Here is a 26,442-nt window from a genome sequence, read left to right on the forward strand (position 1 = left end):
GAGCTTCAGGGGCGTGCAAAATCCTTACGATAGGCGGGTTTGACGGCACGTAGAGCTGCCGCGCCAACAGGCAGCGTCAGCTCATACGGCCCTTCGGCATAGGAGCCCGCGACATAGGGGTCGGCGATCAGCCCGATCCGGTTGATCACCCGGCCGTTGGACGATCCCAGCAAGAGCGTGAGGTCGCTGACCTTGGGGCATTTGAAGATATCGTCCTGCCCGGCGTCCGCGCCGAGACGCTTCGTCCGCTCCGTCTTCAACGCTGCGCACCACGCGGTGCCGAAAGCAGCCTGGATCACCGCCGACGATACGAACACATCCTTGGACTTTACCTGACGCCCTGCCTTCTTGTCCCAGACCAGCGACAGCGACTGGGACATGCCGTGCGCGCCGCCGGTGTAGCTGCCCACATCGCCCGACAGGCTGAGAAAGCGCGACGTGCTGGTCACCACCTTCCACGTCTTGGACGCGTCGTAGCTGCGGAACGGGAAGCCTTCCTTCTTTGCATCGGCGCGGGCGGCGGCGGCGTCGGCCGCGAGCTTGGCGCGCATCCGCGCCTTATCCGCCTCCAGCCAGGCACGCAGCGGGCCGATCTGACCCGCCGCCGCCGGATAGGCATAATCGAAGGTGTAGTTTGGCGTCGTTTCGGCAGCCTGCGCCATCGACGCAGTGCCGAACGCGACCACCATCATGCTGACCGACCAAAGGCGCATCTTGATTCTCCGTTCGGGCACCAGAATCTAGCGCCCGCCCGTTCCCGTCAAGCAAAAGGCCCGCTCCCTTGCGGAAGCGGGCCCCGTGTCGTTTCGAAGCGTAGGCTTACGCCTGGCGCGTGCCGGTCATCGGGAAGCTGCCGAAGGCGCCTGCGCCGACCGAACCAGTCAGCGTGTCGCCCTCCGCCGTTGCCTGGCAGGTCAGCGTCATCGGCATCGGCACGACGATCGACATCGTCCACTTGATCGTCTCACCCTCGACGATGCCGTCGGTGATTTCGTGGCTGCCCTGTGCGCCCACTTGCGAACCAGTCCAGCTCGCGCCGTCGGTCTTGACCGTCAACGTGGCCTTCTGGTCGCCCAGCGGCGACTTGACGACCGTATCCCAGCTTCCGTCGATTGCAGCCATTATCTCTCTCCTAAACGCGAATCTTCAGCGCACATCCGCGACGGATGCGGCACTCACCACCTCAACCGGCAACCCGATGCTGTCAAGCTGAGGGCGAACCTTCGACGCATCGCCGACGACGATCCAGATGAACTTGGCCGGGTCGATTGCCGCGCGTGCCGCAGCGTCAAGTTGGGCGACGCTCAGCGCGCGATATTTTTGCGGGAGCGACGCGTAATAATCGTCGGGACGCTTGTAGAGATCGTTCTGCTGCATCGCGCCCAAGACCGCGCCCGAGGTTTCGAAATTGCCGGGCAGCGATCGGATGGCATCGCTGACGGTGCTATCGAACTCGTCCTTGGTGACGCCGTTGGTGGTGAGGAACGCTTTCACGTCGCCCTGCAACGCCTTGATCGAATCGCCGGTCTTGTCGGCCTGGACCGGCGCACCGATGACATAGGGCGTCTGATATTGCGCGCGGCGGAAATTACCGCTGACGCCGTACGACCAATGCTTCGCCTCACGCAGGTCCATGTTGAGCCGTGCGGTGAAATCCCCACCGAGTGAATCATTGGCAGCGAGCAGCGGGAGCAATTCGTCGGTCCCTACCAACGCCGTCGGGGCGGCACCGATGATCAGCGACTGCGGCGAATCAGGCCGGTCGATCAGCAGGATTTTCGGCGCGGCGGGGGTGGCGGGGGCGCTAAAATCCTTGGTGCCGGCGGCGCCCATCGGGGTCCAATCGCCGAAGCGCGTGTCGAGTGCTGCCTTGATTTCGGCCAGCGGGCGATCGCTGACGACGAAGATCTTGGCCTTGTCGGGGCGCAGCCAAGCCTGCTGAAACGCAATAAGATCGTCGCGCGTCAATTGTGCAACCGCCTTGGCATCGCCGCTGCCCAAACCCTTCGCATAAGGCGAGGCCGCACCATAAACCAGTTTCGGCAGCACGCGTTGCGCAAGGCCCTGCGGGTTGGTCAGTTCGGCCGAAATCCGCGCGACTTGCTGGTTCTTCAGGCGGGCGACTTCGGCCGGATCGAACTTCGGATGGCGCACGAGGTCGGAGAAGAGTTCGAGCGAACCGCCCAGATTGGCGCTCGGCGTGAACATCGACAGCGTCGTGCGATCCTGCCCCGAGCCGGTCGAGATACTCGCACCCAGCCGTTCCTTGGCCTCCGCGATCGCGATCGAATCGCGCGTCGTCGTGCCTTCGTCCATCATGTCGAGGGTCAGTTGCTGCGTACCGAGCTTGCCCGGCACATCGGCCGCGACACCGGCGTCGAAGCTGATCACTGCCTGCGTGATCGGCACGGCGTTGCGATACGCATAGACCAGCTCGATCCCGTTCTTCAGCCGGGTGCGCTCGACGTTGGGGAAGACCAGGTCGGAGATCGTGCCGACCGGTGGCAGCGCGCCGCGCGTGCCCCCCACGGCTTTGGCGCCCGCCGGTTCCGGCGCGGTGGCGACCTTGGCGGGCGGGGTCGATTCGACATAGGCATCGCGCGCACCGGGGACGACAGTCAGCGCATAGACCGGGCGCGTCAGCCATTTCGCCGACGCCGCCTTGACGAGCGCGGGCGTCTCGGCGGCAAGCGTCGCGAGCTGCTTCTTGTAGAAGCTCGGATCATCCGAATAGAGCGCGCCCTCGGCAAGCGCGACCGCCTTGCCGCCGAAGCCGCCGACCGATTCCAGCCCCGCGATGCGGCCCGAGGCGTTGAGCGTCGCGACACGCTGGACTTCGTCGGCGGTCGGGCCGTTGGCGATCAGGTCGGCGACGATCTCGTCGAGCCGCTTGGCGACCAGCGCCGCATCGACGCCAGGGCGCACATCGGCGCTGATGCTGAACATGCCGACTTGCGCGAAGCTTTCATTGTTCGCCGAGACACGCACGGCGAGCTTTTCCTTGCGCACCAATGCATTGTCGAGCCGGCTGCTCGACAGGCCACCGAGCACACCGGCCGCGACATCGAGCGCGACCGAATCCTTGTCGTTGAGACCGGGTACGGCCCACATGCGATAGATACGCGTGTTCGAAACGCGATCTTTCATCGTCTCCACCTTGGGCGCGGCGAGCGTCGGCACGGCGGCGGCGGGGGCGACGCTCTGCGGCCCCTTCGGGATGGCACCGAAATATTTGGTGACGAGCGTCTTGGCGGTCGCGGCGTCGATATCGCCCGACAAGACGAGCACGGCATTGTTCGGGCCGTAATTCGCGCGGAACCAGTTCTTCACATCCTCGACGCTGGCTGAATCGAGATCGGCCATCGATCCGATCGTGCTGTGGCCATACGGATGGTCGGTCGGGAACAGCGTCTCGACCTGCTTATATTCGACCAGGCCGAACGGCTGATTGTCGCCCTGGCGCTTCTCATTCTGCACGACGCCGCGCTGTTCGTCGATGACGGCGGGCGTGATTGCGCCGAGCAGATAGCCCATGCGGTCGCTTTCGAGGAACAGCGTGCGCTCGAGCGCCGAGGACGGCACGGTCTCGAAATAATTGGTGCGGTCGAAATAGGTCGTGCCGTTGAGATCGGTCGCCCCGATCTGCTTGGTGTAGGTGAAGTAATCGCCCGGGGCATTTTCGCTGCCGTTGAACATCAGATGCTCGAACAGATGCGCGAAGCCGGTCTTGCCCTTGGGTTCGAACTTCGAACCGACATTGTACCAAACGCTGACCGCGACGACGGGCGCCTTGCGATCGGTGTTGACGATGACGCGCAGGCCATTGTCGAGTCGGAATTCACTGTAGGGGATATCGACCTGCTTCACGAGCTCTGCCACCGGCACCGGCTTCGGCGCGGGCGCCGCGGTCTGGGCGAAAGCGGGCATGGCAAGCGTCGTCAAAGCAACGCCCGAGAGCGCGAACAGCTTTACGGTCATGAGATATCCTCTTGGGAAGGCGATGAAAACTTTACTGTGGTGGCGGAGTATAGCGGGAGGTTTGGCGGAGGCAATCGCACCCTTTAGGGCCGGTACACCCGCTCGACATTCCGCCGCAGATCGTTGCGCCAGAAGTGCACCGGCTTGGTCTTGTGCGCGACGAACAACGCCGCCTGATCGCTGTAATGCGGCGAGTCCGGACGGGTGGTGGCCGCACCGTATGGCTGGATCGATTGCGAGGCGACGCGGCCCTTTTTGTCCCATTCCATGAACATGATGAAGCTGTCGCCGTGATTGACGACGAGCCGCCCGTCATCCGCCTCGGTCCAGGTCGAGGCCGCGCGCAGCACGTCGGGCGCGCCATCGAGCGGGAGATCAACCTTCCCGTGGCGCAACCGCAGCACGGTGCCGAGCGGCGGATCGAGCGTTCCGAAATGCGTCTGGAGATAGGCCGCCGCCTTGGCCAGCGCATCGCGCGGATCCAGTTCAGGACGGCGCTGATAATGCCATTTCTGCCCGGTCCGCAGCAGGATCGCGGCAAGCGCCTGGCCAGCGTGCTTCCCGTCGAAATCCCAGTTCCAGCGCTTGAGCAGCGCCACCGCCGCCGTGAGCTGCGCGTCGTCCTTCGGATCTACGCCCGCGACATCGCGGTACCAGCGCGCCGCCCAGCTCAGCCGACTGACGCCGGTATCGTATTTGATACGGTCGAGATCGGCCGCCGAGATCGACGAATCCTGCCCCATCAGCTCCACCGCGCGCGTGCCGCGGTTGGTCGTGTCGGTCTCGATTCCGAGCAGCGGGGAATAGTCCGCCGGTTTGAGTTCCGAGCCCGCCCCCGCCGCCTGGAATGGCGTGTTGTTGGCGTTGACCAGAAACCCCGACGCCGGGTTCACATTCTTCGGCACCTGCGCAAACGGCACCGTCCCTGCCGCCAGATCACGCGACGTGTCGCCGGGCAGGACGCGCTTGTAGTCAAACCCCGGCTTCCGGTTGGGGAAGCTCGCGTTGTAGACATAAGCGATATTGCCCTGCGCATCGCCGTAGAGGAAATTGGTCGCGGGCACGCCCTGGATCGCCAGCGCCTTCTGCCATTCGGCGAGATTGCGCGCGCGGGTCAGGCGGTAATATTCCTCGACCATGCGGAGCTGGTCGGCCCCGGCATAGCGGATCGCATAGGCCCCGCTCTTGTTGACCACCACCGGCCCTTGCACCGCGCGATATGCCATTTTCGGGATCGGCAGCACGAACGGCCCGAACGCGACCTTGAGCCAGACGCGCTTCGCTTCGAGCGGCAGCCATTTCCCGTCGAAGCGGTACTGCGTGCCATCGGCGTTGGTCACGAGTTTGTAGACGTCGGTTAGATCGGGCCGGTTGACGGTGTTGGTCCAGCCCAGCGTCTCGTTATGCCCCATCACCGGGAAGGGCACGCCGGGGAAGGTCGCGCCCGAGAAATGCCAGCCGGTGCCCGATTGCACGCTGAGTTCATACCAGGCGACCGGCCCCTTCCACGGTTGATGCGAGTTCGACACGACACGCGTGAAGCCGTCGGCCGAGCGCTTCGGCGCGACGACAAAGGCGTTGGAGCCGTTCGGCATCGCCTCGCCCGTTGCGGGGAGCGCGGTCGGATCGGGGCTGTCGGGGGTTGCGCCGGCATCCTCACGCGGCAGCGGCTTGTCGCCGGTCAGCGCCCCGAGCGTCTGGTCGAGCCCGAAAAAGAACGGTGTGCGCAACACGAAGCCGGTCGCGATATCCTCGCCATTCGCCGGGAAGAGTTTCGACAGTCGCACCTCCTCCGGATGCCGCCGGGCATAGGCGTTGAGGCCGCTCGCATAAGCATCGAGCAGCGCACGAATATCGGCGGGTTGCTTGTCGTAATCGCGGTGCGCCGTCTCACGCGCGCCGAGCAGGGCCAGCGTGTAATCGACCTTCGCGCCGTCCGCCCCGCTCATTGCGCCCAGCCGACCGCGCGTCATCGCGACCGCTTCCTGCAGCGTCGCGAAATCGTCCTCGGCATGGGCATAGGCCACACCGTACGCCACGTCGGGATCGGTCTTGCCGAAGATGTGCGGCACGCCGTAGCGGTCGCGCGCGATGACGCTGTCATAGCGATGTGCGGGCGGTGCCGCGACCGAAGTGGCCGCAAGCGGCTCCCACATCGCAAGGCCAAACGCGGCGAGCGCTACGACAAGCGCCAACCCGGCTATTCCACGCCCAAACCAGCCCCGCATCCGCCCTAACCTCTTATCGTTTGGCGGAGCTTTAGCGCGGGACCGCGCGGTGTGCGAGCGGCTTGTGACGGTGCCACCCCGGCCGGGGTGGCACCGTCGCCCGGTCAGAAGCCGGCCTTCAGCGTCACGAAGAACTGCGCCGGAGCGCCCGCGAGCAACGTCTGATTGTCACCCGCATAGCCAAAGCCGTTCGACCCGATCGTCGCGACATATTTCTTGTCGAACAGATTGGTCGCATTGCCCTGAATTTCGAACTTGCGGTCAGCGATGGTGACGTGCGCCCCGATCGTGGCATCGACAATCACGCGCCCCGCCACCGACTGGTCATTGGTGTAGGTGAAGTAGCGACGGCTCATATAGTCCGCACCGATCCGCCCGAAGAACACCGAACCGGAATAGGTCAGTTCGCCCTTGGCGAGATGCTTCGGGGTATCGACCGTGGTCTTTCCCTTGATCGCGATCGGCGTGCCGCCCGCGACCGGCACATTATCGCGGTAGGTCGAGTCGTTATAGGCGTAGGAGGCGAAGATGCCGAAGCCGTACGGCAGCTTCACTTCGCCCGCCGCTTCGATCCCGTAGGAGCGAACCGACCCGACATTGGCGAGCGTCGCGAGATTGCCGACAATTCCGGCGCCGACCGTGGTGCCGAGGATGCGGTTGCTGAAATCGACATAATAGCCGACGAGCGAGCCGTTAAAGCGGCCGCTCTTGAAGCGCGCGCCACCTTCGAACGTGTCCGACTGCTCCGGCTTCAACTTGTTCGTCGAGATCAGCGCGTTGAACCCATTCTGACCGGTCGAAAACGGGCCGTTGGTCCAGGCCGAAACGAAGGCGCGCTTCGATTCGGTGAAATCGGCAAACAGCTCGGCCGAATTGCTCAGCTTGTACGAGACGCCCGCGTGCGGCTGGAACCAGTCGGTCGCATCGATCGCGCCGACCGCCGTGTCGCTGACGACGATCTGGCTCGCCTTGTTCTTGACCTGGAAACCCTTCCAGCCAAGATCGACCGTCAACGCGCCGAAGCTCAATTTGTCCTGCACGTAATATTGCAGCGTGTCGGTCGTGTACGCGCCGTAACGCTGCGTGAAGAAGGGATTTTCCTGGAGCTGGAGCGCGCTGCGGGTCGGGACAGTGCGGCTGTCGAGCGCGTAGAAACGGCGCGCCTGGCGGAAATCATTGCGTTCATACCAGCCGCCGACGGTCACATCGCCGAACATGCCGAGATTGGTGCCGATCGATCCGAACACGCCCTTGCGGCGAATGTCATATTCGGTCGTGCGCACCGAAATCGGCACGCCCGATGGCGAGGGGACATAGGGCGTGAACCACGTGCCCTGGCCGTGGTTGGAATGGTAATAGGCCTTGAGTTCGCCGTGGATCGCCGCGCCCTTGCGCGTCTCGACGCCGAACGACGCGAGATAATCCTGCCGCAGACCGGAGGCATCGAAATAGGAATCATCGACCGTCCCGGTCGCGCCGTAAGGAGCCGGATACACCGTCCCCGCAGCGGGGTTGGTCGGGCGATTGCCCGTCACATCGGAGAAGCCGTCGGCACCCAACGCGCCGGTCGTGTTGTTGCGCGTGTCGATGTTGTTGGCGACATCCGCGATCCGGATCGCGAGCGGGAAATTGTTCGCGATATTGTCGAGGTTGAGGCCCAGCCGGCTGATCTGGTTGAGCGACAGATCCTGATAATCCTGCTCGCGCCGGTCGGAGAAGTTGAACGTGCCGACGAGACGAACGTCTGGCGACACCGGTGCGGTGAACTTCGCGTTGACCTGGTTCTGCTTCTGCTTGCCGAAGCCCTTCCACTTGTCCGTGGTCAGATAGCCATAGGAGACATAGGCCGACGGGCCATTGTCGCCCAGCACGCCGGTGTCGAGCCGGAAGAACGTGCGATAGGTATCGTTGCTGCCATAGGTGCCGTTCGCCTGCACGCCGAATTTCGACGTCGGATCGGACGAACGGAATTCGATCGTGCCGCCAAGATTGTTGGTCGCCTGCGTCCCGATCGCACCGGCGCCTTGCGATACGATCGTCTGGGCGACGTTTTCGGAGGAGATCGCACGGCTGACATGCAAGCCGTTGGTGTTGCCGTAAGACCCGTCACCGAGCGGAATGCCGTCGAGCGTGAAACCGATCTGGTTCTGGTTGAAGCCGCGGATCGAGACGCGCTGCGACCATTCGTACGCTCCGAACGCATCGGCCGACTGGAAGTTGACGCCGGGGAGCTTGGCGATCGCCTTCAAGGGGCTGGTGCCGGGCGCCAGGATCGCGATATCGGCCTGGTTCAGTTCCTGCACCTGGCGCGTCTGGCCCTTGCCGACGACGATGATGTCGCCTGAGGGTTCGTCGGCGACAGGCGTCGCGTCGGGAGCAAGAGCGGGAGCAGCCGGCACATCGCTCGCGGACGCGGCGAGCGGCCAGGACAAAGCTACGCCGGCAAGCAGGAAGAAGGCAGAACGGTTCATGATGTAGACCCCATCTTTCGTGGATGTGGCGACACCACTCCCTGTGCGCCGGCCCAGCGCCTACCGATGCTGCGTTGCGGCAATGCGTAAATTTGGAGACGGAAGCATGATCCTTTTGCGTCCGAAACATTACAGTGGCGATCGAACGCCTTCCGGCCCTTGTGTTGCACATATGCAACACTACATGCGGTGCAACGAAGGAGGGACACTTCCACCATGAACATCGAAAAATTTACCGACCGGGCCAAGGGATTCCTGCAATCCGCGCAGACCGTCGCGATCCGCATGAGCCATCAGCGGATTTCGCCCGAGCATGTGCTGAAGGCGCTGCTCGAGGACGAGCAGGGCATGGCCTCGGGCCTGATCGCCGCCGCCGGGGGCGATGCCAAGCGCGCGCTTTCCGAAACCGATCTCGCGCTCTCGAAGATCCCCGCGGTCAGCGGCGGCGGGGCGCAAGCAACGCCGGGGCTCGACAATGACACCGTGCGCGTGCTCGACCAGGCCGAGCAAATCGCGACCAAATCGGGCGACAGCTTCGTCACGGTCGAGCGCTTGTTGGTGGCGCTGGCCTTGTCGCTGAACACCGTGGCGGGCAAGGCGCTCAAGACGGCAGGCGTAACCCCAGAAGCACTCAACAAAGCAATCGAGACGGTGCGCAACGGCCGCGTCGCTGACAGCGCGGGTGCCGAGGACAAATTCGACGCGCTCAAAAAATTCGCGCGCGACCTGACGCAGGCGGCGCGCGACGGCAAACTCGACCCGGTGATCGGCCGCGACGAGGAAATCCGCCGCACGATCCAGATTCTCGCACGCCGCACAAAGAACAATCCGGTGCTGATCGGCGAACCCGGCGTCGGCAAGACCGCGATCGCCGAAGGGCTCGCTTTGCGCATCGCCAATGGCGACGTTCCCGACACGCTGAAGGACCGCAAGCTGATGTCGCTCGACATGGGCTCGCTGATCGCGGGTGCGAAATATCGCGGCGAATTCGAGGAGCGGTTGAAAGGCGTGCTCGACGAAGTGAAGGCGGCCGAGGGCGACATCGTCCTGTTCATCGACGAAATGCATCAGCTGATTGGTGCTGGGAAATCCGAAGGCGCGATGGATGCGGGCAATTTGCTCAAGCCCGCGCTCGCACGCGGCGAGCTGCATTGCGTCGGCGCGACCACGCTCGATGAATATCGCAAATATGTCGAGAAGGATGCAGCACTCCAGCGCCGTTTCCAGCCGGTGTTCGTTGGCGAGCCGACCGTGCCTGACACGATCTCGATCCTGCGCGGGTTGAAGGAGAAATACGAGCTCCACCACGGCGTGCGGATCACCGATGCCGCGATCGTCGCGGCGGCGACGCTGTCGCATCGCTACATCACCGACCGCTTCCTGCCCGACAAGGCGATCGATCTGATGGACGAAGCCGCCAGCCGCATCCGCATGGAAGTGGAGAGCAAGCCCGAGGAAATCGAAATCCTCGACCGGCGCATCATCCAGTTAAAGATCGAGCGCGAAGCCTTGAAGCGCGAGACCGATGCGGCGTCGAAGGACCGGCTCGTCACGCTGGAGGGCGAACTCGCCAATCTGGAGCAGCAATCGGCCGAACTGACCACACGTTGGCAGGGCGAGAAGGACAAGATCTCAGCCGAGGCGAAGCTGAAAGAACAGCTCGACGCCGCGCGGCTCGAACTCGAACAGGCGCAACGTGCGGGCGACCTCGCCAAGGCGGGCGAGCTGTCTTACGGGCGCATTCCCGAATTGCAGCGGCAATTGGATGCAGCGGCGGGCGCGACCAAGGGCGCGATGCTGCGCGAGGAAGTGACCGCCGAGGATATAGCGGGCGTCGTCGCGCGCTGGACCGGCATTCCGGTCGAGCGGATGCTCGAAGGCGAGCGCGACAAATTGCTCGCGATGGAAGCGACGATCGGCAAGCGCGTGATCGGGCAAGCGAACGCGATCCGCGCTGTCTCGACCGCAGTGCGGCGCGCACGCGCGGGGTTGCAGGACCCCAACCGGCCGCTCGGCAGCTTCCTGTTCCTTGGGCCGACGGGCGTCGGCAAGACCGAGCTGACCAAGGCGCTCGCCGAATTCCTGTTCGATGATCCGACCGCGATGGTCCGCATCGACATGAGCGAGTTCATGGAAAAGCACGCCGTCGCGCGGCTGATCGGTGCGCCTCCGGGCTATGTCGGTTATGAGGAAGGCGGCGTGCTGACCGAGGCGGTGCGGCGGCGGCCGTATCAGGTGGTGTTGTTCGACGAGGTCGAGAAAGCGCACGGCGATGTGTTCAACATCCTGCTGCAAGTGCTCGATGACGGGCGGCTGACCGATGGGCAGGGCCGCACGGTCGACTTTACCAACACGATCATCGTGCTGACCTCCAACCTCGGCAGCCAGGTGCTGACGACGTTGGGCGATGGCGAGGATGTCGCGAGTGTAGAGCCGCAAGTGATGGAGATCGTGCGCGGACATTTCCGCCCCGAATTCCTCAACCGGCTCGACGAGATCGTGCTGTTCCACCGGCTGGGCCAAGCGGAAATGGCGCCGATCGTCGACATTCAGGTCGCGCGGATCGCCAAGCTGCTTGATGAGCGCAAGGTCGGGCTGGACCTCACCGACGCAGCGCGGCTGTGGCTCGGGCGGGTCGGGTACGATCCGGTGTACGGCGCGCGGCCGCTCAAGCGCGCGGTGCAGCGCTATCTGCAGGACCCACTCGCCGATTTGATCCTGCGCGGCGCGGTGAAGGACGGCGCGACGGTCAAGGTCGATGAAGGTGACGGGAAGCTTGAGCTGCGCGTCGAGTGAGCGTCACTCAGCGCGCGGCATCGGTCCCGCAACGAGCAGCGGGTCGATCTTCGCGTCGCGCCACCTGAGGCTCCAGTGGAGATGCGGACCCGTAGCACGCCCGGTCGCGCCTGACAGCGCGACCGGCTGCCCGCGCATCACGCGTTGCCCGACGCGCACGTCGATCCGCGACAGATGCAGGAAGGCGGTGTTGAACCCGGCGCCATGATCGATCATCAGCAAATTGCCCTCCAGCGTGAAGGGACGATCCGCCGCCAGGATCACCACACCATCGGCGGGCGCCAGGATCACCGATCCGGTCGGTTTCGCAACATCGAGCCCCGAATGATACGATCCCGCCTCGCCATTCTTGTAGATGCGTTGCGACCCAAACAGCGTCGAAATCCGCCCCGTCGTCGGCCACAGGAAAGTCTGCCGCCAGCCTTGCGAATCGGACTGGATTCGGCGCGCGGCGTTGATCTGCGCGAGTTCGGCCGGGCGAAGCCGATCGAATTCAGGCTGCGGTAGCGGGATCTTGGGCAGGCTGTTGAGCCGCGACACGTCCCAGCCGCGCGGCGCGATGGTCAGCGTGTCGCGAATGCGCCGCGCATCGTCGAGTGTCGCGACCAACGTGGCGGTCGGCCCGGCATCGCGATCGAACCCGATCAGGAAGCGGCCATCGGCGGCCACGGGCACGTCCACCCCGTTGAAGCTGAGCAGGCTGGTGCCGCTCGGCGCGATGCCGATGACGATTCCGCCCTGGATCATCGATCCCGCATAGCTGAAACTGTCGCGCACCGGCCCCTGGCGCGGCTGAACGGTCGGCTTGCGTTCGATTGGCGTGGGCGGAAGCGGCTGAATCTGCGGGCGATCAGGCACGGTCGCGCAGCTACCCAGTACGAGCATTGCCGCGAGGCCGATCGTCCAGAATGCCGGCCTTTCCGAGCGCCCCCCGCGCCGCTTCATGACTGCGTCATTCGCTCATCGCCGCGGTGGCCAGTGCGGCGGTAGCATAGGCCTCCTGCCGCGCGACGCTCCAATAGCGCAGATCGTCGAGCGCAACCCGCGCACCCGATGACGCGCAGACGACATGGTCGCCCGGGCTGAGCACGCGAAACCCGTTCGCCATGAAATGGAGCCGCGCCGCGCGATCAGTATTGGACATCAGCATGGCGGGCTCGCTTACAAAAGGATCGGTTGATCGGGTTTGGCCGCACCATATGCTTTGGGGCCGCTGCGCTCAACCTTCGCATCGACTTGTCCGTCCCGGAAATGGAGCGTGACCGCGCCAGCACCACGCGCCGCCTCGGCCGATCCGATCACTGCACCGGAAGGACGCGCCGACACGAAGGCATAGCCGCGGTCGAGGATCGCATTCGGCCCGAGCGATTCGACCAGCCGCCATGTCGCCGAAACCCGCTCCTTCGCGCGTTCGAGCTGCCGTTCGAGCGTCGACAGTCGCAGCGCAGCGCCCGAGCGGTCGAGCTGCCCGCGCGCCACGGTCACGCGGCGTTCCAGCCCACGATCGAGCCGCGCGCCGAGGTCGTCGGCACGCTGCCGTTGCGGCCCGAGCAACGCGTCGCGGCGCGGGAGCACGCGGACCAGCGCGTCGAGCTGCTCGCGCCCGCGCTGCTGATACCGCCGCACGCATTTCTCGGTGCGCTGGCCATAGCCCGCCAGCGTGAGACGCAGATCGGCGAGCACCGGCACCGCCATTTCGGCCGCTGCCGTCGGCGTCGGCGCGCGCAGATCGGCGGCGAAATCGGCGAGCGTGGTGTCGGTCTCATGCCCGACCGCCGAGATGATAGGGATGCTGCACGCCGCAATCGCGCGCACCACCACCTCTTCATTGAACGCCCACAGATCCTCGATCGAGCCACCGCCGCGCGCGACGATGACAAGATCGGGCCGCGTTTCGGGCGGCATCGCGTCGAACCCGCGCACCGCGGCGGCAATTTCTGCCGCCGATCCGGCCCCCTGCACCTTGACCGGCCAGACCAGCACATGCGTTGGGCAGCGATCCTCGAGCCGGTGCAGAATGTCGCGGATCACCGCTCCCGTCGGCGAGGTGACCACGCCGATCCGCGCGGGCAAGTACGGCAACCGCTTCTTGGCCGAAGCTGCGAACACCCCCTCCCCCGCCAATTTGGCCTTGAGCTTTTCGAGCAAGGCCATCAGCGCGCCTTCGCCCGCCAATTCCATGCGATCGATCACGATCTGATATTTGGAGCGGCCGGGATAGGTGGTGACCTTGCCGGTCGCGATCACCTCGGCCCCGTCCTGCGGGGTGAAGCCCAGTTGCGCGACATTGCCCTTCCAGATCACGCCGTCGATGACGGCGTTTTCGTCCTTCAGGCTGAGATAGGCATGGCCCGAGGCGACGCGCTTATAGCCCGAAATCTCGCCGCGCAGCCGGACATGGCCGAATTCGCTCTCGACCACGCGCTTCAGCTTGTTGGCAAGCTCGCCGACGCCCATCACCGAATTACCCGGCGCACTCACGTTGTCGTCGGGCGCGCTGTCGGCTAGCAGGCGCGCTGCCGCATCGAACAACACGTCTTGAGGGTCCGCCATTGAATGTCCTGCTGATCGGTTCGGGTGGTCGCGAACATGCGCTCGCGTGGAAGCTGGCGCAATCGCCAGCCTTGGGTACACTGTTCGCCGCGCCCGGCAATCCGGGCATTGCGGCGCATGCGGAGATTGTGGCGCTCGATGTGACCGATCATGCCGCGGCCGTCGCGTTTTGTGCAGACAAGGCGATCGAGCTTGTCGTCATCGGCCCGGAAGCGCCGCTGGTCGATGGCCTGGGCGACAGTCTCCGCGCCGCCGGGATTGCCGTATTCGGGCCGGACAAAGCCGCCGCCCAGCTTGAGGGATCAAAAGCCTTCACCAAGGCGGTGTGCGACCGCGCGAACATCCCGACCGCAGGATATATCCACGCGACCAGCCGCGCCGAGGCGCGCGCGGCGCTCGACAAGTTCGGCGTGCCGGTCGTGATCAAGGCCGATGGCCTGGCCGCGGGCAAGGGCGTCACCGTCGCCATGACGCGCGAGGAAGCGGAAGGTGCGCTGGCTGACCTGTTTGGCGCGCGCGGCGGCGAAGCGGTGATCGAGGAGTTCTTGGAGGGCGAGGAAGTTAGCCTGTTCGTGCTGACCGACGGGACCGACATCCTGCCGTTTGGGACCGCGCAGGACCACAAGCGCGTCGGCGACGGCGATACTGGGCCGAATACCGGCGGGATGGGCGCGTACAGCCCGGCGCGCGTGCTGACGCCAGACCTCGAAGCGCGCGCGCTCGACGAGATCGTACGCCCGACGGTCGCGGCAATGGCGGCGGCGGGGACACCGTTTTCGGGCGTGCTCTATGCCGGGCTGATGCTCACGGCGGATGGCCCCAAGCTGATCGAATATAACGCCCGCTTCGGCGATCCGGAATGCCAGGTGCTGATGGCACGGCTCGACGAGGATTTGCTCGCGGTGCTGCTGGCGGTGGCGACGGGCAAATTGGGCGCGCGCGGCCCCGCCAAATGGCGTGATGCGGCGGCGCTCACCGTGGTGATGTCCGCCAAGGGCTATCCCGGCACGCCCGAGACCGGCGCCCCGATCGACGGCATCGCTGCGGCCGAGGCGAAGGGCGCGACGGTGTTTCAGGCGGGCACGCGACTGCAGGACGGGCAGATCGTTTCCTCGGGCGGGCGCGTGCTCGCGGTCACCGCGACCGGGCCGACGATCGCCGATGCGCAGGCCGACGCGTATCGCGCGCTGACCGCGATCGATTTTCCCGGCGGATTCTATCGGAACGATATCGGGTGGCGCGAGATTGAACGCGACGCGGGCTGATCGAAGGCTGTATCTGGCTGTATCTGGCTGTATCTGGCTGTACGCACAGGAGCATTTTTATGGCCGATGGCCCACAAAATCCGAACCAGGCGATCGACATGATGGTGCCGATCACCATTACCCACGTCGTCCTGATCCTGGTCCTCGCGGTAGCGGTCATCGCCGGGATCTGGTGGGGGACGGTGCTACGCCGCCGCAACGCCGCCGCGCAGAAGCAGATGGCCGACGATTTCGCGGTCGCCGAAGAGCATGGGGCGACGACCGAGCCGACCGCGATCTCCAGCGATGGCGCGGTCAGCGACGTGCCCGCCGAGCCGGTTGCGGAGGCTCCCACCGCCGAGACACCGGCAGCAACCGAGCTGACCCGGATCAAGGGCCTTGGCCCCAAGCTCGCCGCCACACTTGCTGGCGAGGGCATCACCCGGATCGAACAGATCGCGGCGCTCACCCCGCAAACGGCTGCCGACCTCGACGCAAAGCTCGGCACGTTCCAGGGCCGGATGGCACGCGACCGCTGGATCGAACAGGCCAAGCTGCTCGCCGCCGGGGATCATGCCGGGTACGAGGCCGCCTTCGGCAAATTGGGCGGATAGGCGCACGCCCCTTTCGCCGCCTGCACAGCCGCGATACAGCAAGGCAATGCCCGCGCCTTCGCTTCCCCGGATCGACCGCCGCACGCTGCTGATCGGCGGTGGCGCCGGGATCGGGCTGGTCGTCGCGTGGAACCTGTGGCCGCGGAAATATCTGCCCAATCTCACCGCCGACCAGGGCGAGACGGTGTTTGGCGCGTGGATCAAGATCGGCGATGACGGCCATGTCGCGGTCGCGGTGCCGCAGGCCGAGCATGGCCAGGGCGTCTACACCACCCTTCCCCAGATCGTCGCGGATGAGCTGGGCGCGGATTGGCGCACCGTCGCGGTCGAACCGGCCCCGCTCAATCCGCTCTACGCCAATCCGTTCGGGGCGGAGGAACTGTTCGAGGGCGGCGACGATGCTCTGATGAAAGCATGGCGCGACGCCCATGCAGTGCAGATCGGCTTGAGGTTCACCGGCGGATCGAGCTCGGTACGCGCTTTCGAGGATCCGCTCCGCGCGGCGGGCGCGGCGGCGCGGATCCTGTTGTGCAAGGCAGCCGCCGCACGCTGGAAGGTCGAGTGGCAGACCTGCGCGACCGGCGACGGCTTCGTCACGCACGGCAAGGACCGGCTGCGCTTCGCCGAGCTGGCGGCAGAGGCAGCGCGCGACTTCGGCGATACCGCATTGCCCGATCCGCTGCCGTTGCGCGGCGATACTGCCAACCGCCTCTACGGCCAATCGCTCCCCCGCCTTGATGCCCCGTCGAAGATCGACGGCTCCGCCAATTTCGCGGGCGACATCCGCTTGCCCGACATGCTCTTCGCCAGCATTCGCCAGGGGCCGGTCGGCGACAGCAAGCTGGTGCGCGTCGACCGCGCGGCGGCGGACCGGATTTCGGGCGTGCGGCACGTCGTCACCAACGACCAATGGGTCGCGGCGGTCGGCAATAGCTGGTGGGCAGCGAACGCGGCGCTCGACGCGATGGCCCCGCGTTTCGAAACGCGCGGGGGCCGAATCGACGATGCCAGCATCGCGGCTGCGCTGAAAGCCGCGCTCGACGCGCCGGGCACGCGACTCGCCCAAGCCGGCGATGTGGCGGCGGCGTTCAAGGACGCCAAGCTGGTCACGGCGGACTATCAGGTCGGCCTCGCCCCCCATGCCGCGATCGAGACGATGACCGCGACCGCGCAGCTGCGCGGCGGCAAGCTCGATCTATGGTTGCCGACCCAAGCCCCCGGTCTGGCCCGCGCCGCAGCGGCCGCCGCGATCGGCTTGTCCGAGGATGCGGTGCTGGTGCACCCGATGCTGATCGGCGGGTCGTTCGGCGCGAATCTGGAAACGCAGTGCGCGGCGCAGGCAGCGGTGCTCGCCAAGACGCTCAACCGCCCGGTGCAATTGGTGTGGAGCCGTGCGGAGGATTTGCTGCACGATCGCTTCCGTCCGCCAGCGCGCGCGCGGATGAACGCACGCCTCGGCGCGAACGGACAAATTCTCGGCTGGCAGGCGAAGATCGCTGCCCCCGCCACCGGGCAGCAGCTTGCCCGCCGCCTGCTCGCGCAGGATCGCGGCTTCAGCACGGCGCTGTCGCTGGCCGGGGCGAGCGATCGCTATGCCGTCGCGGGCGCGAAGCCGATGTATCGCATCCCGGCCTATGCGATCGATCACCACCCGGCCGAGATCGGCGTGCCGACCGGACATTGGCGATCGGGCGCGCACAGTTACACCGCCTTTTTCACCGAATGTTTTCTCGATGAACTCGCGCACATGGCGGGCACCGAAGCACTGTCCTATCGCATCGGGATGCTCGGTGGCGATGCGCGGCTCGCGCGCTGCCTGTCGACCGCCGCGTCACTCGGCGGCTGGGAGGGCGGCGTCGCGGGTAGCGGCCAGGGCATCGCCTGCCACAGCTTTCGCGGGAGCCACATCGCGGTGCTGGTCGAAGCGCATGTCGGGGAAGGACAAGCGGTCAGCGTCGACCGAATCGTCGCGGCGGTCGATTGCGGGCGGCACGTCAATCCCGACATCGTCAAACAACAAATCGAAGGCGGGCTGCTGTTCGGCATGGCCGCCGCGATCGGCGGTGGAATCGGGTTCAAAGCGAATCTGGCACAGGCGCGGAGCTTCGGCGCGCTCGGCCTGCCGCGGCTTGCTGACACGCCCGACATCACGGTCGAACTGATCCCGAGCGAGGCCGAACCGGGTGGCGTGAGCGAACTTGCGGTGCCCCCGGTTGCACCGGCGATTGCCAACGCGCTGCAAGCCGCTACGGGGGGACGCTTGCGGAGCCTGCCGCTCGTTCCCGGAACCGTCTGATGCCGCCTGTTCTTCCGCCTCCCCTTCCTCCCGAGCTGCTCCCCCCGGAGCATCCGCCGGTGCGCACCCGCAAGGTCGGCGTGTTGCTCACCAATCTCGGCACGCCCGACGGGCCGGACGTAAAATCGGTTAAGCGGTATCTGCTCGAATTCCTGTCGGACAAGCGCGTCGTCGAAATTCCGTCGATCCTGTGGCAGCCGATTCTGCGTGGCATCATCCTCAACACGCGCCCCGCCAAATCGGCCGAGGCCTATGCGCAAGTGTGGAGCGACGACGGTTCGCCGCTCGCTGCCATCACCAAGGCGCAGAATACCGCGTTGCAGGGCGCGTTTGGGCCCAACGTGATGGTCGATTGGGCGATGCGTTACGGCAGGCCGTCGATTCCCGAGCGCATACAGGCGATGAAGGACGCCGGCTGCGACCGCATCCTGATCGCGCCGCTCTACCCGCAATATTGTGGTGCCACCACCGCGACCGCCAACGACAAGGTGTTCGAAAAGCTCGCGAAGATGCGCTGGCAGCCGGCGATTCGCACGCTGCCGCCATATTATGACGACCCCGCCTATATCGACGCGCTCGCCGAATCGATCGAGGCGGCGGTGGCGAAGCTCGATTTCGAACCGCAAGCGATCGTCGCCAGCTTCCACGGGATGCCGGAGCGCACGCTAGAACTGGGCGATCCCTATCACTGCCATTGCCAGAAGACCGGGCGGTTGTTGGGCGAGCGGCTGGGCAAGCCGCTCGTCGTCTCGTTCCAGTCGCGCTTCGGACGTGCGAAATGGCTCGATCCCGCGACCGACACCACGCTTGAGGAACTGCCCGAAAAGGGCATCACCAAGATCGCCATCTTCGCACCGGGTTTCTCGGCCGATTGTCTCGAAACGCTCGAAGAACTTGCGATTCGCGGGCGCGAGAGCTTTGAGGAGAAAGGCGGGACGCACTTCGCCTATATTCCGTGCCTTAACGACAGCGATATCGGCATTGATATGTTACAGACTTTACTCGCACGGGAACTTGAAGGGTGGGTCGCGCCCGCCTAGCGTACCTTCGCGGACGAAGATCCAAGGAGGAGAGACATATGGCACGCGTGGCAATCGTAACCGGCGGAACACGCGGCATCGGCGAGGCGATCAGCCTTGGCCTGAAAGAGGCGGGTATGACCGTCGCGGCAACCTATGCCGGCAATGACGAGCGCGCCCGCGAGTTTACCGAACGCACCGGGATCGCCGCCTATAAATGGGATGTCGCCGATTATGACGCCTGCCAGGACGGCTGCGCCCGCGTCGCCGCCGATCTCGGGCCGGTCGACGTGCTGGTCAACAATGCCGGCATCACGCGCGACGGCACGATCATGAAGCTCACCTATCAGGCGTGGAAAGAGGTGATCGACACCAATCTCGGCGGCTGCTTCAACATGGCCAAGGGCGTGTTCCCGGGCATGCGCGAGCGCAAATGGGGCCGGATCGTCAACATCGGGTCGATCAACGGCCAAGCCGGGCAATATGGCCAAGTCAATTACGCCGCCGCCAAATCGGGCATTCACGGCTTCACCAAGGCGCTGGCGCAGGAAGGCGCGAAGTTCAACGTGACGGTCAACGCGATCGCACCGGGCTATATCGACACCGACATGGTCGCGGCGGTGCCCGCCGACGTGCTGGAGAAGATCGTCGCGAAGATCCCGGTCGGGCGGCTCGGCCAGGCGACCGAGATCGCGCGCGCTGTGACGTTCCTGTGCTGCGATTCGGGTGGGTTCGTGACCGGGTCAACGCTGTCGATCAACGGCGGGCAGCACATGTACTGACGGTTCGAGGCGCGGCCACGCCCGCGCCGCTGCGCGCAGCGCACGAACCGGCACGGACGACGGACGGGGCAGCGCCCCGATCCGGCCGACGGCTTTGCCGTCGGCGCCCCCGGAGAAAAACCAAACGGGGCCGGCCTTCTCGAGGAAAGGCCGGCCCCGCCCCCCGGCTGCGCAACACGGGGGTACCTGTGAAACTGTTCAACGCCGGTCGGCAAAGCCGCCGTCGGTCGGGTTCGCTAGGGCGACCCGCCGTCCGGTAAGGGCGCTGCTCGCTTAGGCGAGCATAGGGGCGGACGTAGCCGCCCCTGCGCCCTTACCGCCGGCACCCATCCCGATCGATCGCGCGGCCCGCAAGCGCACCACCACCTGCCCCAAGCACGGTGCCGAGCGTTCGGTCGCCACGCCCGGCGATCACGTTGCCGAGCAGACCGCCCGCAATCGCGCCGATGATCGTGCCCTGGTCGCTACGGCAGCGGTTGCGCGACTGGTTGTAATAGCGGCGGTCCTGATACTGGCGGCGATCATCGCGCCGGTCGTAACGGCGATCATCGCGCCGGTCGTCCCGGTAATCGCGACGATACTGAACATCGTCGCGATTGTAGCCGTCGCTATACGCCTGATCATAGGCATAGGACTGGCTGTTGTCGTAGCGCTGTGCGGCGGCGGGCGTTGCGGCCAAACCGGTCGCGGTCATGGCCAGCGCGGTGGCGGCGAGCGTGAGCTTCTTCATCATGGTACGTCTCCTGTTCGGGGCCGGTTGGGCTGTGTCCGATGATGCGGTTATGGCCGAGTCGCACTGAGACGAGGCTGAATGAGGTTGTTAGCCGCCGTTCATCACGCCCGGTGGGGAGACGATGGTTGCGCGATGCCTTCGGCTCCCGCAGGGGCAGGCAATGCGGATATTCTGGTCGCTCCTACTTGTGCTGTTCCTCGTTCCCGAAGGAACGCGACCGGTGCATCGCCCGGTGCTGGGGAAGCGGGCAGACATGCGCGCGACGCCGGTTATGCTCGATCGCGACGATTCGCGCCGTCGCCGCGTCGGCGATCTGGTGTGGCTCGGCGGGATCAAACTCTCGAGCCATGACCCGGCCTTTGGCGGCTATTCCTCCCTTTCCATCGCTGGCGATCACTTCACCTTGTTGAGCGATGGCGGCAATATCGTGCGATTCGTGTTGGGGTCCGACTGGAAAGTCCGCGCGGCCGAGTTCGGCGATTTGCCCGGCGGGCCGGGCACCGGCTGGTCGAAGCGGAGTCGCGACAGCGAATCGATGAGCGTCGATCCAAAGACCGGCGCAATCTGGGTCGGGTTCGAGAATGCGAACGCCTTCTGGCGCTATGCCCCCGGTTTCGCCCGGGCCGAGGCGCGCGTCAGCCCGCCCGCGATGCACGATTGGGGCGAGAATGCAGGGCCAGAGGCGATGACGCTGCTGCCCGGCGGTGGGATGGCCACGATCGGCGAGCAGCGCCCATGGCCCGGCAAGCCGGGGCGCGCAGGCATCGTCTTCTACGGCGATCCTGTCCTCCACCCGCGCAGCGGCTTCCGCTTCAATTATCTGCCGCCACAAGGCTATGATCCGAGCGACATGACCGTGCTGCCCGATGGGCGCTGGCTGATCCTGAATCGGGGGTTTCGCTGGGCGCGTTTTTCGAGCGTGCTGAGCGTGGTCGACCCGGCGCAAGTCCGGCCCGGCGCGACAGTGCGCGGTCGCGACATCGCGACGCTCGCGGCACCACTCATCCACGACAATTTCGAAGGGGTCGCCGCAACGCGCGAAGGGCGCGCGACAATCCTCTGGCTGGTGTCCGATGACAACCAGCTTCCGGTTCAGCGCAGCCTGCTGCTGAAATTCAGGCTCGACCCGGTTCCACCGCAGCGGAACCGGGCGAAATAAGGATTAAGCGGCAGCCGAGATGGCTGCGGTCAGCTTCTTCGACACATCGCGCTTCAAGCGGCGTGCCCGCAGCGAGAGCTTGTCGTTGGTCGTCTTGACCAGCCAATTGTCCAGCCCGCCGACATGCTCGACCGAACGCAGCCCATGGGCCGAAACGCGCAACTTAACGCTGGTACCCAGCGCATCCGAAATCAGCGTGACGTTCTGCAGGTTCGGCAGGAACGTGCGCTTGGTCTTGTTATTGGCGTGGGAGACGTTGTTTCCCACCATCCGGCCCTTGCCGGTCAGTTCGCAAATGCGGGCCATCGTGAATTCCTGAGTCGATGAGCGAGCCCGTAATGAGGCTCGTGAAGGCGGGGCGCATACCGAAAGGCGGGGGGCAGGTCAACATCGCGTGCGGCCTGAGCGCAAAACCGGCCTCGCCAAATGCGCATCGGTCATGCAACGATCGCGCGGACCCGGCGTTTGGTTACGGTAACGGATCGATTTGGCCCATTCGCTGGGCATAACAGGAGAGTTCCCATGCGTTTCCTTTTGGCTTTGGTCGGCCTTGCCGCCCTCGTCGTCGTCGCGCTCGTGTCACTCGGCATGCTAAAGATCGACAGCAAGGCGGGCTCGCTGCCGACGGTCAGCGTCAATGGCGGCAAGGCCCCCGAGGTGACCGCCAATATGGCGACGGTCGAATTCGGCACCACCACCAAGACGGTCGAGGTGCCGACCGTCAAGGTGATCAAGCCGGCCGGCGCGGACGGCAATACCGTCACGACGCAATAACATCATTGATGATCGCACCGACGATCTGGCGGTTTCGCCTAGCGTAAGGCATGGGGCGCGGATGATCCCGCTCCCTGCCCCCATGCGCGCCGCGCTCGACGCCGCCGCCAGCGCGGCAGCGGCGGGCGAAGTGCCGGTCGGGGCGGTGGTCGTGCAGGGCCGGCGAATCATCGCGACTTCCGCCAACGCCCCGCGCGCCCTGCACGACCCCACCGCGCATGCCGAGATATTAGCAATTCGCGCGGCAGCGGCGGCGATCGGCTCAGATCGGCTGAGCGATTGCGATTTGTGGGTGACGCTGGAGCCGTGCGCGATGTGTGCCGGGGCCATTGCCCACGCCCGGATCGCGCGGCTCTATTATGGCGCGAGTGATCCCAAGGGCGGCGCGGTCGAGCATGGCCCGATGCTGTTCAGCCAGCCGACGATCCACCACCGGCCGGAAGTGTTTCCAGGCTTTGGCGAAGGCGAAGCCGCCGCCTTGCTCCGCGATTTCTTTGCCACGCGGCGCTGAGGCCCGCACCCCAGCAACATTCGAAAATAAAGCGACGGTTGTGAATTCGCCCGAATCGCGCGAAGGAAGCGCACAGTATTATGCACCCGCTTCCCCCCTTCCCGTGGATCGACGTCGCGATCATCTTCGCGCTGATCGTGTTGAACGGCGTTTTCGCCATGTCCGAACTGGCGATTGTTTCGTCGCGGAAAGCACGGCTGGAGGCGATGGCGCGCACTGGCAAGCGCGGCGCGCGCGCGGCGATGGCGCTCGCCGCCGACCCGGGCAAATTCCTGTCGACCACCCAAGTCGGCATCACCCTGATCGGGATTTTGGCGGGTGCCTATTCGGGCGCGAGCCTGGGCGGGCCGGTCGCGGCGCGGATGGAATTTCTCGGCCTTAGCGCCGAAGCGACCCAGTCGCTTGGCTTTGCGATCGTGATCGGCATCACCACCTATCTGTCGCTGGTCATCGGCGAGCTTGTCCCCAAGCAAATCGCGCTGCGCGCGCCCGAGCCGATCGCAGCGGCAATGGCGGGGCCGCTGATGGCGCTCGCCTGGGGTGCTGCCCCGGTCGTGTGGCTGCTCGATTCGTCGAGCGGCGCGCTCTTCCGCCTGATGGGCCTGAAGCGCGAATCGGAGGAGCATGTCACCGCCGAGGAACTGCACCTGATCGTCGCCGAAGCGAGCAAATCGGGCGTGATCGAGGAACATGAACGCTCGATTATCTCGGGCGTCGTCCGCTTGGCGGATCGCCCCGTCCGCGAGGTAATGACGCCCCGAACAGACATAGAATGGATCGACGCCACGCTCGATGATGCGGGCCTGCGTGCTGCGCTGGTCGAGGCGTCACACAGCCGCTTGCCAGTCGCCGAAGGATCGGTCGACGCGGTCATCGGCGTGGTGCAGGCGCGCGATATTGCGGTCGCGCTGTTCAAGGGCGAGCCGCTCGACCTGCGCACGCTGATGCGGCAGGCACCGGTCGTACTCGACCAGATCGACGCGATGGACGCGCTCGATGCACTGCGCCAGGCCGAGGTGCCGATGGCGCTAATCCACGACGAATATGGCCATTTCGAAGGGATCGTGACGCCCGCCGATCTGCTTGCCGCGATTGCGGGCGAATTCGCCTCCGACGCCGACCCGGAAGATGCGCCCACCGTGGTGACGCGCGACGACGGATCGCTGCTCGTCGCCGGGCATATGGCGGCGGATGCGCTGGCCGAACGGCTCGGCATCGATCTGCCCGAGGAACGCGATTACGCGACCGTCGCGGGCCTCGCGCTCGCGGTGTTCCGCCATTTGCCGGGCGAGGGCGAGAGCTTTGTCGAGCAAGGCTGGAAATTCGAAGTGGTCGATCTCGACGGCCGCCGGATCGATAAGCTCCTGATCAGCAGCGCGCGCGACGCGGGGTAACGCCGCGCCTCCGGTTCCGTTCGCCCTGAGCCTGTCGAAGGGCACCTCTGCGCACGCGACGCCATGCGTAGGGCAAGCAGTGCTTCGACAAGCTCAGCACGAACGGCAGGTGTTCGCTCGCTATGCCCCCACCGTCTCGCTCGCCTCCGCCGCCGCGATCTCGCGGTACTTGGTCCGCAGCGACACCTTGTCGATCTTCTCGGTCCCCAGCCGCGGGAGCGCCTCATCAACGAACCAGATCCGCTGCGGCACCTTGAACGCCGCGATATGCGCAAACAGGAAGGCGCACAGTGCTTCGGTGTCGAGCGCTTCGCCAGCCCGCGCCAGCACCACCGCGCCGGGCACTTCGCCGAACCGTTCGTCGGGCAGGCCGAATACCGCCGCCTCCGCGACCGCAGGATGTTCGTAGATCGCGGCTTCCACCTCCTGGCACGAGATATTCTCGCCGCCGCGGATAATGATGTCCTTCTTGCGATCGACGATGAACAGATAGCCGCCCGAATCGACATAGCCGATGTCGCCGGTCAGGAAATAGCGGTCGGGCGTGAACGCCGCCTCGGTCGCATCGGGCCGCCCGTAATATTCGGTGAAGTTGCAGATCGAGCGGATCGCGACCTCGCCGCGTTCGCCTTGTGCGACCGGCTTGCCCGATCCGTCGAGGATCGCGAGATCGACCAAGGGCAGCGACGCGCGCCCGGTCGAATTGGGCTTGTCGAGATAATTGTCGCGAAAATTGCCGCAGCCGATGCCGTTGGTCTCGGTCAGGCCATAGCCGAGCAAAGGCTTCGGCCCGCCCATTTCCTCGGCGATGCGGCGGACATGCTCGACCGGGCGCGGCGCACCGCCCGCGGCGAAATCGGTCACGGTCGACAGATCATAGTCGCCGCGCTTGGGGTGGGTCAGGATTTCGAAGCTCATCAGCGGCACGCCGACGAAGTAACTGACCTGCTCGGCCTGGATTAGCCGCATCGCTTCCTCGGCATCCCATTTCGGCATCAGCACCAGTTTGCGCCCCATCGCGAAGCTTTGCAGGAACACCGGCACTTCGGCGGTGACGTGGAACAAAGGCACGTTCAGCAAGGTCGCGGGCTGCCCGACCGGCGGGTTGCCGTCGGCGGTCGTAATACCGAGCATGACCAGCGCCTGCGCCAGATAATTGTAGACCGCCTGCGTCACCGCGCGGTGATCGCTGATTGCGCCCTTCGACTGGCCGGTCGAGCCCGAGGTGAACAGGATCGTCGCAGGATCGGTCGGCGCGACCGTCGGAAGCGTCATGTCGCCAGCCGCGGTCAGCACGGCGAGCGCGGTTGCCAAGGGCTGCATGTCGTCGATCGTCACGACCGTGGTTTTGAGATCGGGGATCGCCGCGAGCCGTTTCGCGCGTGGCGGATCGGCGAAGACGATGCTGCATTCGACATCGGCCATCGCTGCGGCGAGCTCTACCGACTGCCACCAGCCGTTGAGCAGAGTCGCAACGCCGCCCGCCATGAGTGTGCCCATATACAGCACGATCCACGACGGCGAATTGCGCATCGCAATGCCGATGCGATCGCCCGGCTGCACGCCGTGCGTTGCCACCAGCGCCCGCGCCACTTGTGCGGCAGCCGCATAGACGGCGGCGAAGGTCAGGCGCTCATCGCCCGCAACCAGAAAGGTCTTGTCGGCATGTTCGGCGCAATAATGCGCGAAATAGGGCGGCAGCGTCTGCGGCACGCCGGTGATCAGCGGCAGCTCGATCCCGCCGACATTGACCGAGCCGAGCGCGAGCGGCCCGCCCGCCCCGGTCAACGCGGCCAGCGCAGCATCCATCCGCAGGTCCAGTTTGCTCGGCATCCACGCTCTCCACTTGGTCTTATTGCTTACCGCCTTTATGGAGGCGCAAACCTCCGG

The 26,442-nt window shown here is 65.5% G+C and carries 21 protein-coding genes; 10 read left to right on the forward strand and 11 right to left on the reverse strand.

Going from position 1 to position 26,442, the window contains the following annotated elements; all coding sequences use genetic code 11:
- Nucleotides 1-5 precede the first annotated feature (5 nt).
- The 5 genes from HMP06_RS10680 to HMP06_RS10700 form a co-directional block, all read right to left on the reverse strand.
- Nucleotides 6-713, reverse strand: a complete 708-nt coding sequence (locus HMP06_RS10680; protein ID WP_176497071.1) for a DUF4163 domain-containing protein — start codon at nt 711-713, stop codon at nt 6-8.
- A gap of 106 nt (nt 714-819) precedes the next feature.
- On the reverse strand, nt 820-1,122 hold the full coding sequence (locus HMP06_RS10685; protein ID WP_176497072.1) for a hypothetical protein: 303 nt from the start codon (nt 1,120-1,122) through the stop codon (nt 820-822).
- Between the two features lie 24 nt (nt 1,123-1,146).
- A complete protein-coding gene (locus HMP06_RS10690; protein ID WP_176497073.1) occupies nt 1,147-3,978 on the reverse strand; it encodes a M16 family metallopeptidase in 2,832 nt (943 codons plus the stop codon).
- 83 nt (nt 3,979-4,061) lie between these two features.
- Nucleotides 4,062-6,206: a penicillin acylase family protein gene (locus HMP06_RS10695; RefSeq protein WP_176497074.1), complete on the reverse strand. Its 2,145-nt coding sequence runs from the start codon at nt 6,204-6,206 to the stop codon at nt 4,062-4,064.
- Between the two features lie 104 nt (nt 6,207-6,310).
- Complete coding sequence (locus HMP06_RS10700) at nt 6,311-8,677, reverse strand: TonB-dependent receptor (RefSeq protein ID WP_176497075.1); 2,367 nt, start codon at nt 8,675-8,677, stop codon at nt 6,311-6,313.
- Between the two features lie 216 nt (nt 8,678-8,893).
- Between HMP06_RS10700 and clpB the strand changes: the two genes are divergently transcribed.
- On the forward strand, nt 8,894-11,473 hold the full coding sequence (gene clpB / locus HMP06_RS10705) for an ATP-dependent chaperone ClpB (RefSeq protein WP_176497076.1): 2,580 nt from the start codon (nt 8,894-8,896) through the stop codon (nt 11,471-11,473).
- Nucleotides 11,474-11,476: 3 nt separating this feature from the next.
- Here clpB and HMP06_RS10710 read toward each other — a convergent pair whose 3' ends face one another.
- Genes HMP06_RS10710 through xseA form a run of 3 tightly spaced genes read right to left on the reverse strand, consistent with a single transcriptional unit; the run spans nt 11,477 to nt 14,026 of the window.
- The gene (locus tag HMP06_RS10710) at nt 11,477-12,418 is read right to left on the reverse strand and encodes a M23 family metallopeptidase (protein WP_232089600.1); all 942 of its coding nucleotides are present in this window, start codon (nt 12,416-12,418) and stop codon (nt 11,477-11,479) included.
- A 7-nt stretch (nt 12,419-12,425) separates the two neighbouring features.
- Nucleotides 12,426-12,623, reverse strand: a complete 198-nt coding sequence (locus HMP06_RS10715) for a DUF2093 domain-containing protein (protein WP_176497077.1) — start codon at nt 12,621-12,623, stop codon at nt 12,426-12,428.
- An 11-nt stretch (nt 12,624-12,634) separates the two neighbouring features.
- Nucleotides 12,635-14,026, reverse strand: a complete 1,392-nt coding sequence (gene xseA, locus HMP06_RS10720) for an exodeoxyribonuclease VII large subunit (protein ID WP_176497078.1) — start codon at nt 14,024-14,026, stop codon at nt 12,635-12,637.
- Between xseA and purD the strand changes: the two genes are divergently transcribed.
- Genes purD through phbB form a run of 5 tightly spaced genes read left to right on the forward strand, consistent with a single transcriptional unit; the run spans nt 14,026 to nt 19,981 of the window.
- A complete protein-coding gene (gene purD, locus HMP06_RS10725; RefSeq protein WP_176497079.1) occupies nt 14,026-15,291 on the forward strand; it encodes a phosphoribosylamine--glycine ligase in 1,266 nt (421 codons plus the stop codon). The genes xseA and purD overlap by 1 nt on opposite strands.
- Before the next feature lie 59 nt (nt 15,292-15,350).
- The gene (locus tag HMP06_RS10730; protein ID WP_176497080.1) at nt 15,351-15,884 is read left to right on the forward strand and encodes a hypothetical protein; all 534 of its coding nucleotides are present in this window, start codon (nt 15,351-15,353) and stop codon (nt 15,882-15,884) included.
- A gap of 46 nt (nt 15,885-15,930) precedes the next feature.
- A complete protein-coding gene (locus tag HMP06_RS10735; protein WP_176497081.1) occupies nt 15,931-18,180 on the forward strand; it encodes a xanthine dehydrogenase family protein molybdopterin-binding subunit in 2,250 nt (749 codons plus the stop codon).
- A complete protein-coding gene (gene hemH / locus HMP06_RS10740; RefSeq protein WP_176497082.1) occupies nt 18,180-19,220 on the forward strand; it encodes a ferrochelatase in 1,041 nt (346 codons plus the stop codon). Before HMP06_RS10735 ends, hemH begins: the two co-directional genes overlap by 1 nt.
- A gap of 38 nt (nt 19,221-19,258) precedes the next feature.
- Nucleotides 19,259-19,981 carry an acetoacetyl-CoA reductase gene (gene phbB / locus HMP06_RS10745; protein ID WP_176497083.1) on the forward strand — a complete coding sequence of 241 codons (723 nt, stop codon included), beginning with the start codon at nt 19,259-19,261 and terminating at the stop codon, nt 19,979-19,981.
- Between the two features lie 313 nt (nt 19,982-20,294).
- Here the strand turns inward: phbB and HMP06_RS10750 are convergent, their stop codons facing one another.
- On the reverse strand, nt 20,295-20,714 hold the full coding sequence (locus HMP06_RS10750; RefSeq protein ID WP_176497084.1) for a glycine zipper 2TM domain-containing protein: 420 nt from the start codon (nt 20,712-20,714) through the stop codon (nt 20,295-20,297).
- A 160-nt stretch (nt 20,715-20,874) separates the two neighbouring features.
- Here HMP06_RS10750 and HMP06_RS10755 point away from each other — a divergent pair, with 160 nt between their 5' ends.
- On the forward strand, nt 20,875-21,873 hold the full coding sequence (locus tag HMP06_RS10755) for an esterase-like activity of phytase family protein (protein WP_176497085.1): 999 nt from the start codon (nt 20,875-20,877) through the stop codon (nt 21,871-21,873).
- Nucleotides 21,874-21,876: 3 nt separating this feature from the next.
- Here HMP06_RS10755 and rpmB read toward each other — a convergent pair whose 3' ends face one another.
- On the reverse strand, nt 21,877-22,179 hold the full coding sequence (gene rpmB / locus HMP06_RS10760; protein ID WP_176497086.1) for a 50S ribosomal protein L28: 303 nt from the start codon (nt 22,177-22,179) through the stop codon (nt 21,877-21,879).
- Nucleotides 22,180-22,395: 216 nt separating this feature from the next.
- On the opposite strand from rpmB, the gene HMP06_RS10765 reads away from it, so the two are divergent.
- The 3 genes from HMP06_RS10765 to HMP06_RS10775 all read left to right on the forward strand — a co-directional run bounded on the left by HMP06_RS10765 (nt 22,396) and on the right by HMP06_RS10775 (nt 24,552).
- The gene (locus HMP06_RS10765; protein ID WP_176497087.1) at nt 22,396-22,647 is read left to right on the forward strand and encodes a hypothetical protein; all 252 of its coding nucleotides are present in this window, start codon (nt 22,396-22,398) and stop codon (nt 22,645-22,647) included.
- Between the two features lie 82 nt (nt 22,648-22,729).
- Nucleotides 22,730-23,158: a nucleoside deaminase gene (locus HMP06_RS10770; RefSeq protein ID WP_176498485.1), complete on the forward strand. Its 429-nt coding sequence runs from the start codon at nt 22,730-22,732 to the stop codon at nt 23,156-23,158.
- 80 nt (nt 23,159-23,238) lie between these two features.
- Nucleotides 23,239-24,552, forward strand: coding sequence for a hemolysin family protein (locus HMP06_RS10775; protein ID WP_176497088.1), 1,314 nt, complete (start codon nt 23,239-23,241; stop codon nt 24,550-24,552).
- 120 nt (nt 24,553-24,672) lie between these two features.
- Here the strand turns inward: HMP06_RS10775 and HMP06_RS10780 are convergent, their stop codons facing one another.
- The gene (locus tag HMP06_RS10780) at nt 24,673-26,385 is read right to left on the reverse strand and encodes a class I adenylate-forming enzyme family protein (protein WP_176497089.1); all 1,713 of its coding nucleotides are present in this window, start codon (nt 26,383-26,385) and stop codon (nt 24,673-24,675) included.
- Between the last annotated feature and the right edge of the window lie 57 nt (nt 26,386-26,442).

This window comes from Sphingomonas sp. HMP6 (assembly GCF_013374095.1).
Lineage (GTDB): Bacteria > Pseudomonadota > Alphaproteobacteria > Sphingomonadales > Sphingomonadaceae > Sphingomonas.

Excerpts from the sequence above, each read along its gene's own strand:
- HMP06_RS10770 (WP_176498485.1), top strand. The coding sequence starts at position 22,730 with ATGCGCGCCGCGCTCGACGCCGCCGCCAGCGCGGCAGCGGCGGGCGAA.
- HMP06_RS10690 (WP_176497073.1), bottom strand. The coding sequence starts at position 3,978 with ATGACCGTAAAGCTGTTCGCGCTCTCGGGCGTTGCTTTGACGACGCTT.
- HMP06_RS10710 (WP_232089600.1), bottom strand. The coding sequence starts at position 12,418 with ATGAAGCGGCGCGGGGGGCGCTCGGAAAGGCCGGCATTCTGGACGATC.
- HMP06_RS10730 (WP_176497080.1), top strand. The coding sequence starts at position 15,351 with ATGGCCGATGGCCCACAAAATCCGAACCAGGCGATCGACATGATGGTG.
- HMP06_RS10765 (WP_176497087.1), top strand. The coding sequence starts at position 22,396 with ATGCGTTTCCTTTTGGCTTTGGTCGGCCTTGCCGCCCTCGTCGTCGTC.
- HMP06_RS10700 (WP_176497075.1), bottom strand. The coding sequence starts at position 8,677 with ATGAACCGTTCTGCCTTCTTCCTGCTTGCCGGCGTAGCTTTGTCCTGG.
- HMP06_RS10775 (WP_176497088.1), top strand. The coding sequence starts at position 23,239 with ATGCACCCGCTTCCCCCCTTCCCGTGGATCGACGTCGCGATCATCTTC.
- xseA (WP_176497078.1), bottom strand. The coding sequence starts at position 14,026 with ATGGCGGACCCTCAAGACGTGTTGTTCGATGCGGCAGCGCGCCTGCTA.
- HMP06_RS10715 (WP_176497077.1), bottom strand. The coding sequence starts at position 12,623 with ATGCTGATGTCCAATACTGATCGCGCGGCGCGGCTCCATTTCATGGCG.
- hemH (WP_176497082.1), top strand. The coding sequence starts at position 18,180 with ATGCCGCCTGTTCTTCCGCCTCCCCTTCCTCCCGAGCTGCTCCCCCCG.
- HMP06_RS10755 (WP_176497085.1), top strand. The coding sequence starts at position 20,875 with ATGCGGATATTCTGGTCGCTCCTACTTGTGCTGTTCCTCGTTCCCGAA.
- HMP06_RS10680 (WP_176497071.1), bottom strand. The coding sequence starts at position 713 with ATGCGCCTTTGGTCGGTCAGCATGATGGTGGTCGCGTTCGGCACTGCG.
- clpB (WP_176497076.1), top strand. The coding sequence starts at position 8,894 with ATGAACATCGAAAAATTTACCGACCGGGCCAAGGGATTCCTGCAATCC.
- HMP06_RS10750 (WP_176497084.1), bottom strand. The coding sequence starts at position 20,714 with ATGATGAAGAAGCTCACGCTCGCCGCCACCGCGCTGGCCATGACCGCG.
- HMP06_RS10780 (WP_176497089.1), bottom strand. The coding sequence starts at position 26,385 with ATGCCGAGCAAACTGGACCTGCGGATGGATGCTGCGCTGGCCGCGTTG.
- HMP06_RS10685 (WP_176497072.1), bottom strand. The coding sequence starts at position 1,122 with ATGGCTGCAATCGACGGAAGCTGGGATACGGTCGTCAAGTCGCCGCTG.
- rpmB (WP_176497086.1), bottom strand. The coding sequence starts at position 22,179 with ATGGCCCGCATTTGCGAACTGACCGGCAAGGGCCGGATGGTGGGAAAC.
- HMP06_RS10735 (WP_176497081.1), top strand. The coding sequence starts at position 15,931 with ATGCCCGCGCCTTCGCTTCCCCGGATCGACCGCCGCACGCTGCTGATC.
- phbB (WP_176497083.1), top strand. The coding sequence starts at position 19,259 with ATGGCACGCGTGGCAATCGTAACCGGCGGAACACGCGGCATCGGCGAG.
- HMP06_RS10695 (WP_176497074.1), bottom strand. The coding sequence starts at position 6,206 with ATGCGGGGCTGGTTTGGGCGTGGAATAGCCGGGTTGGCGCTTGTCGTA.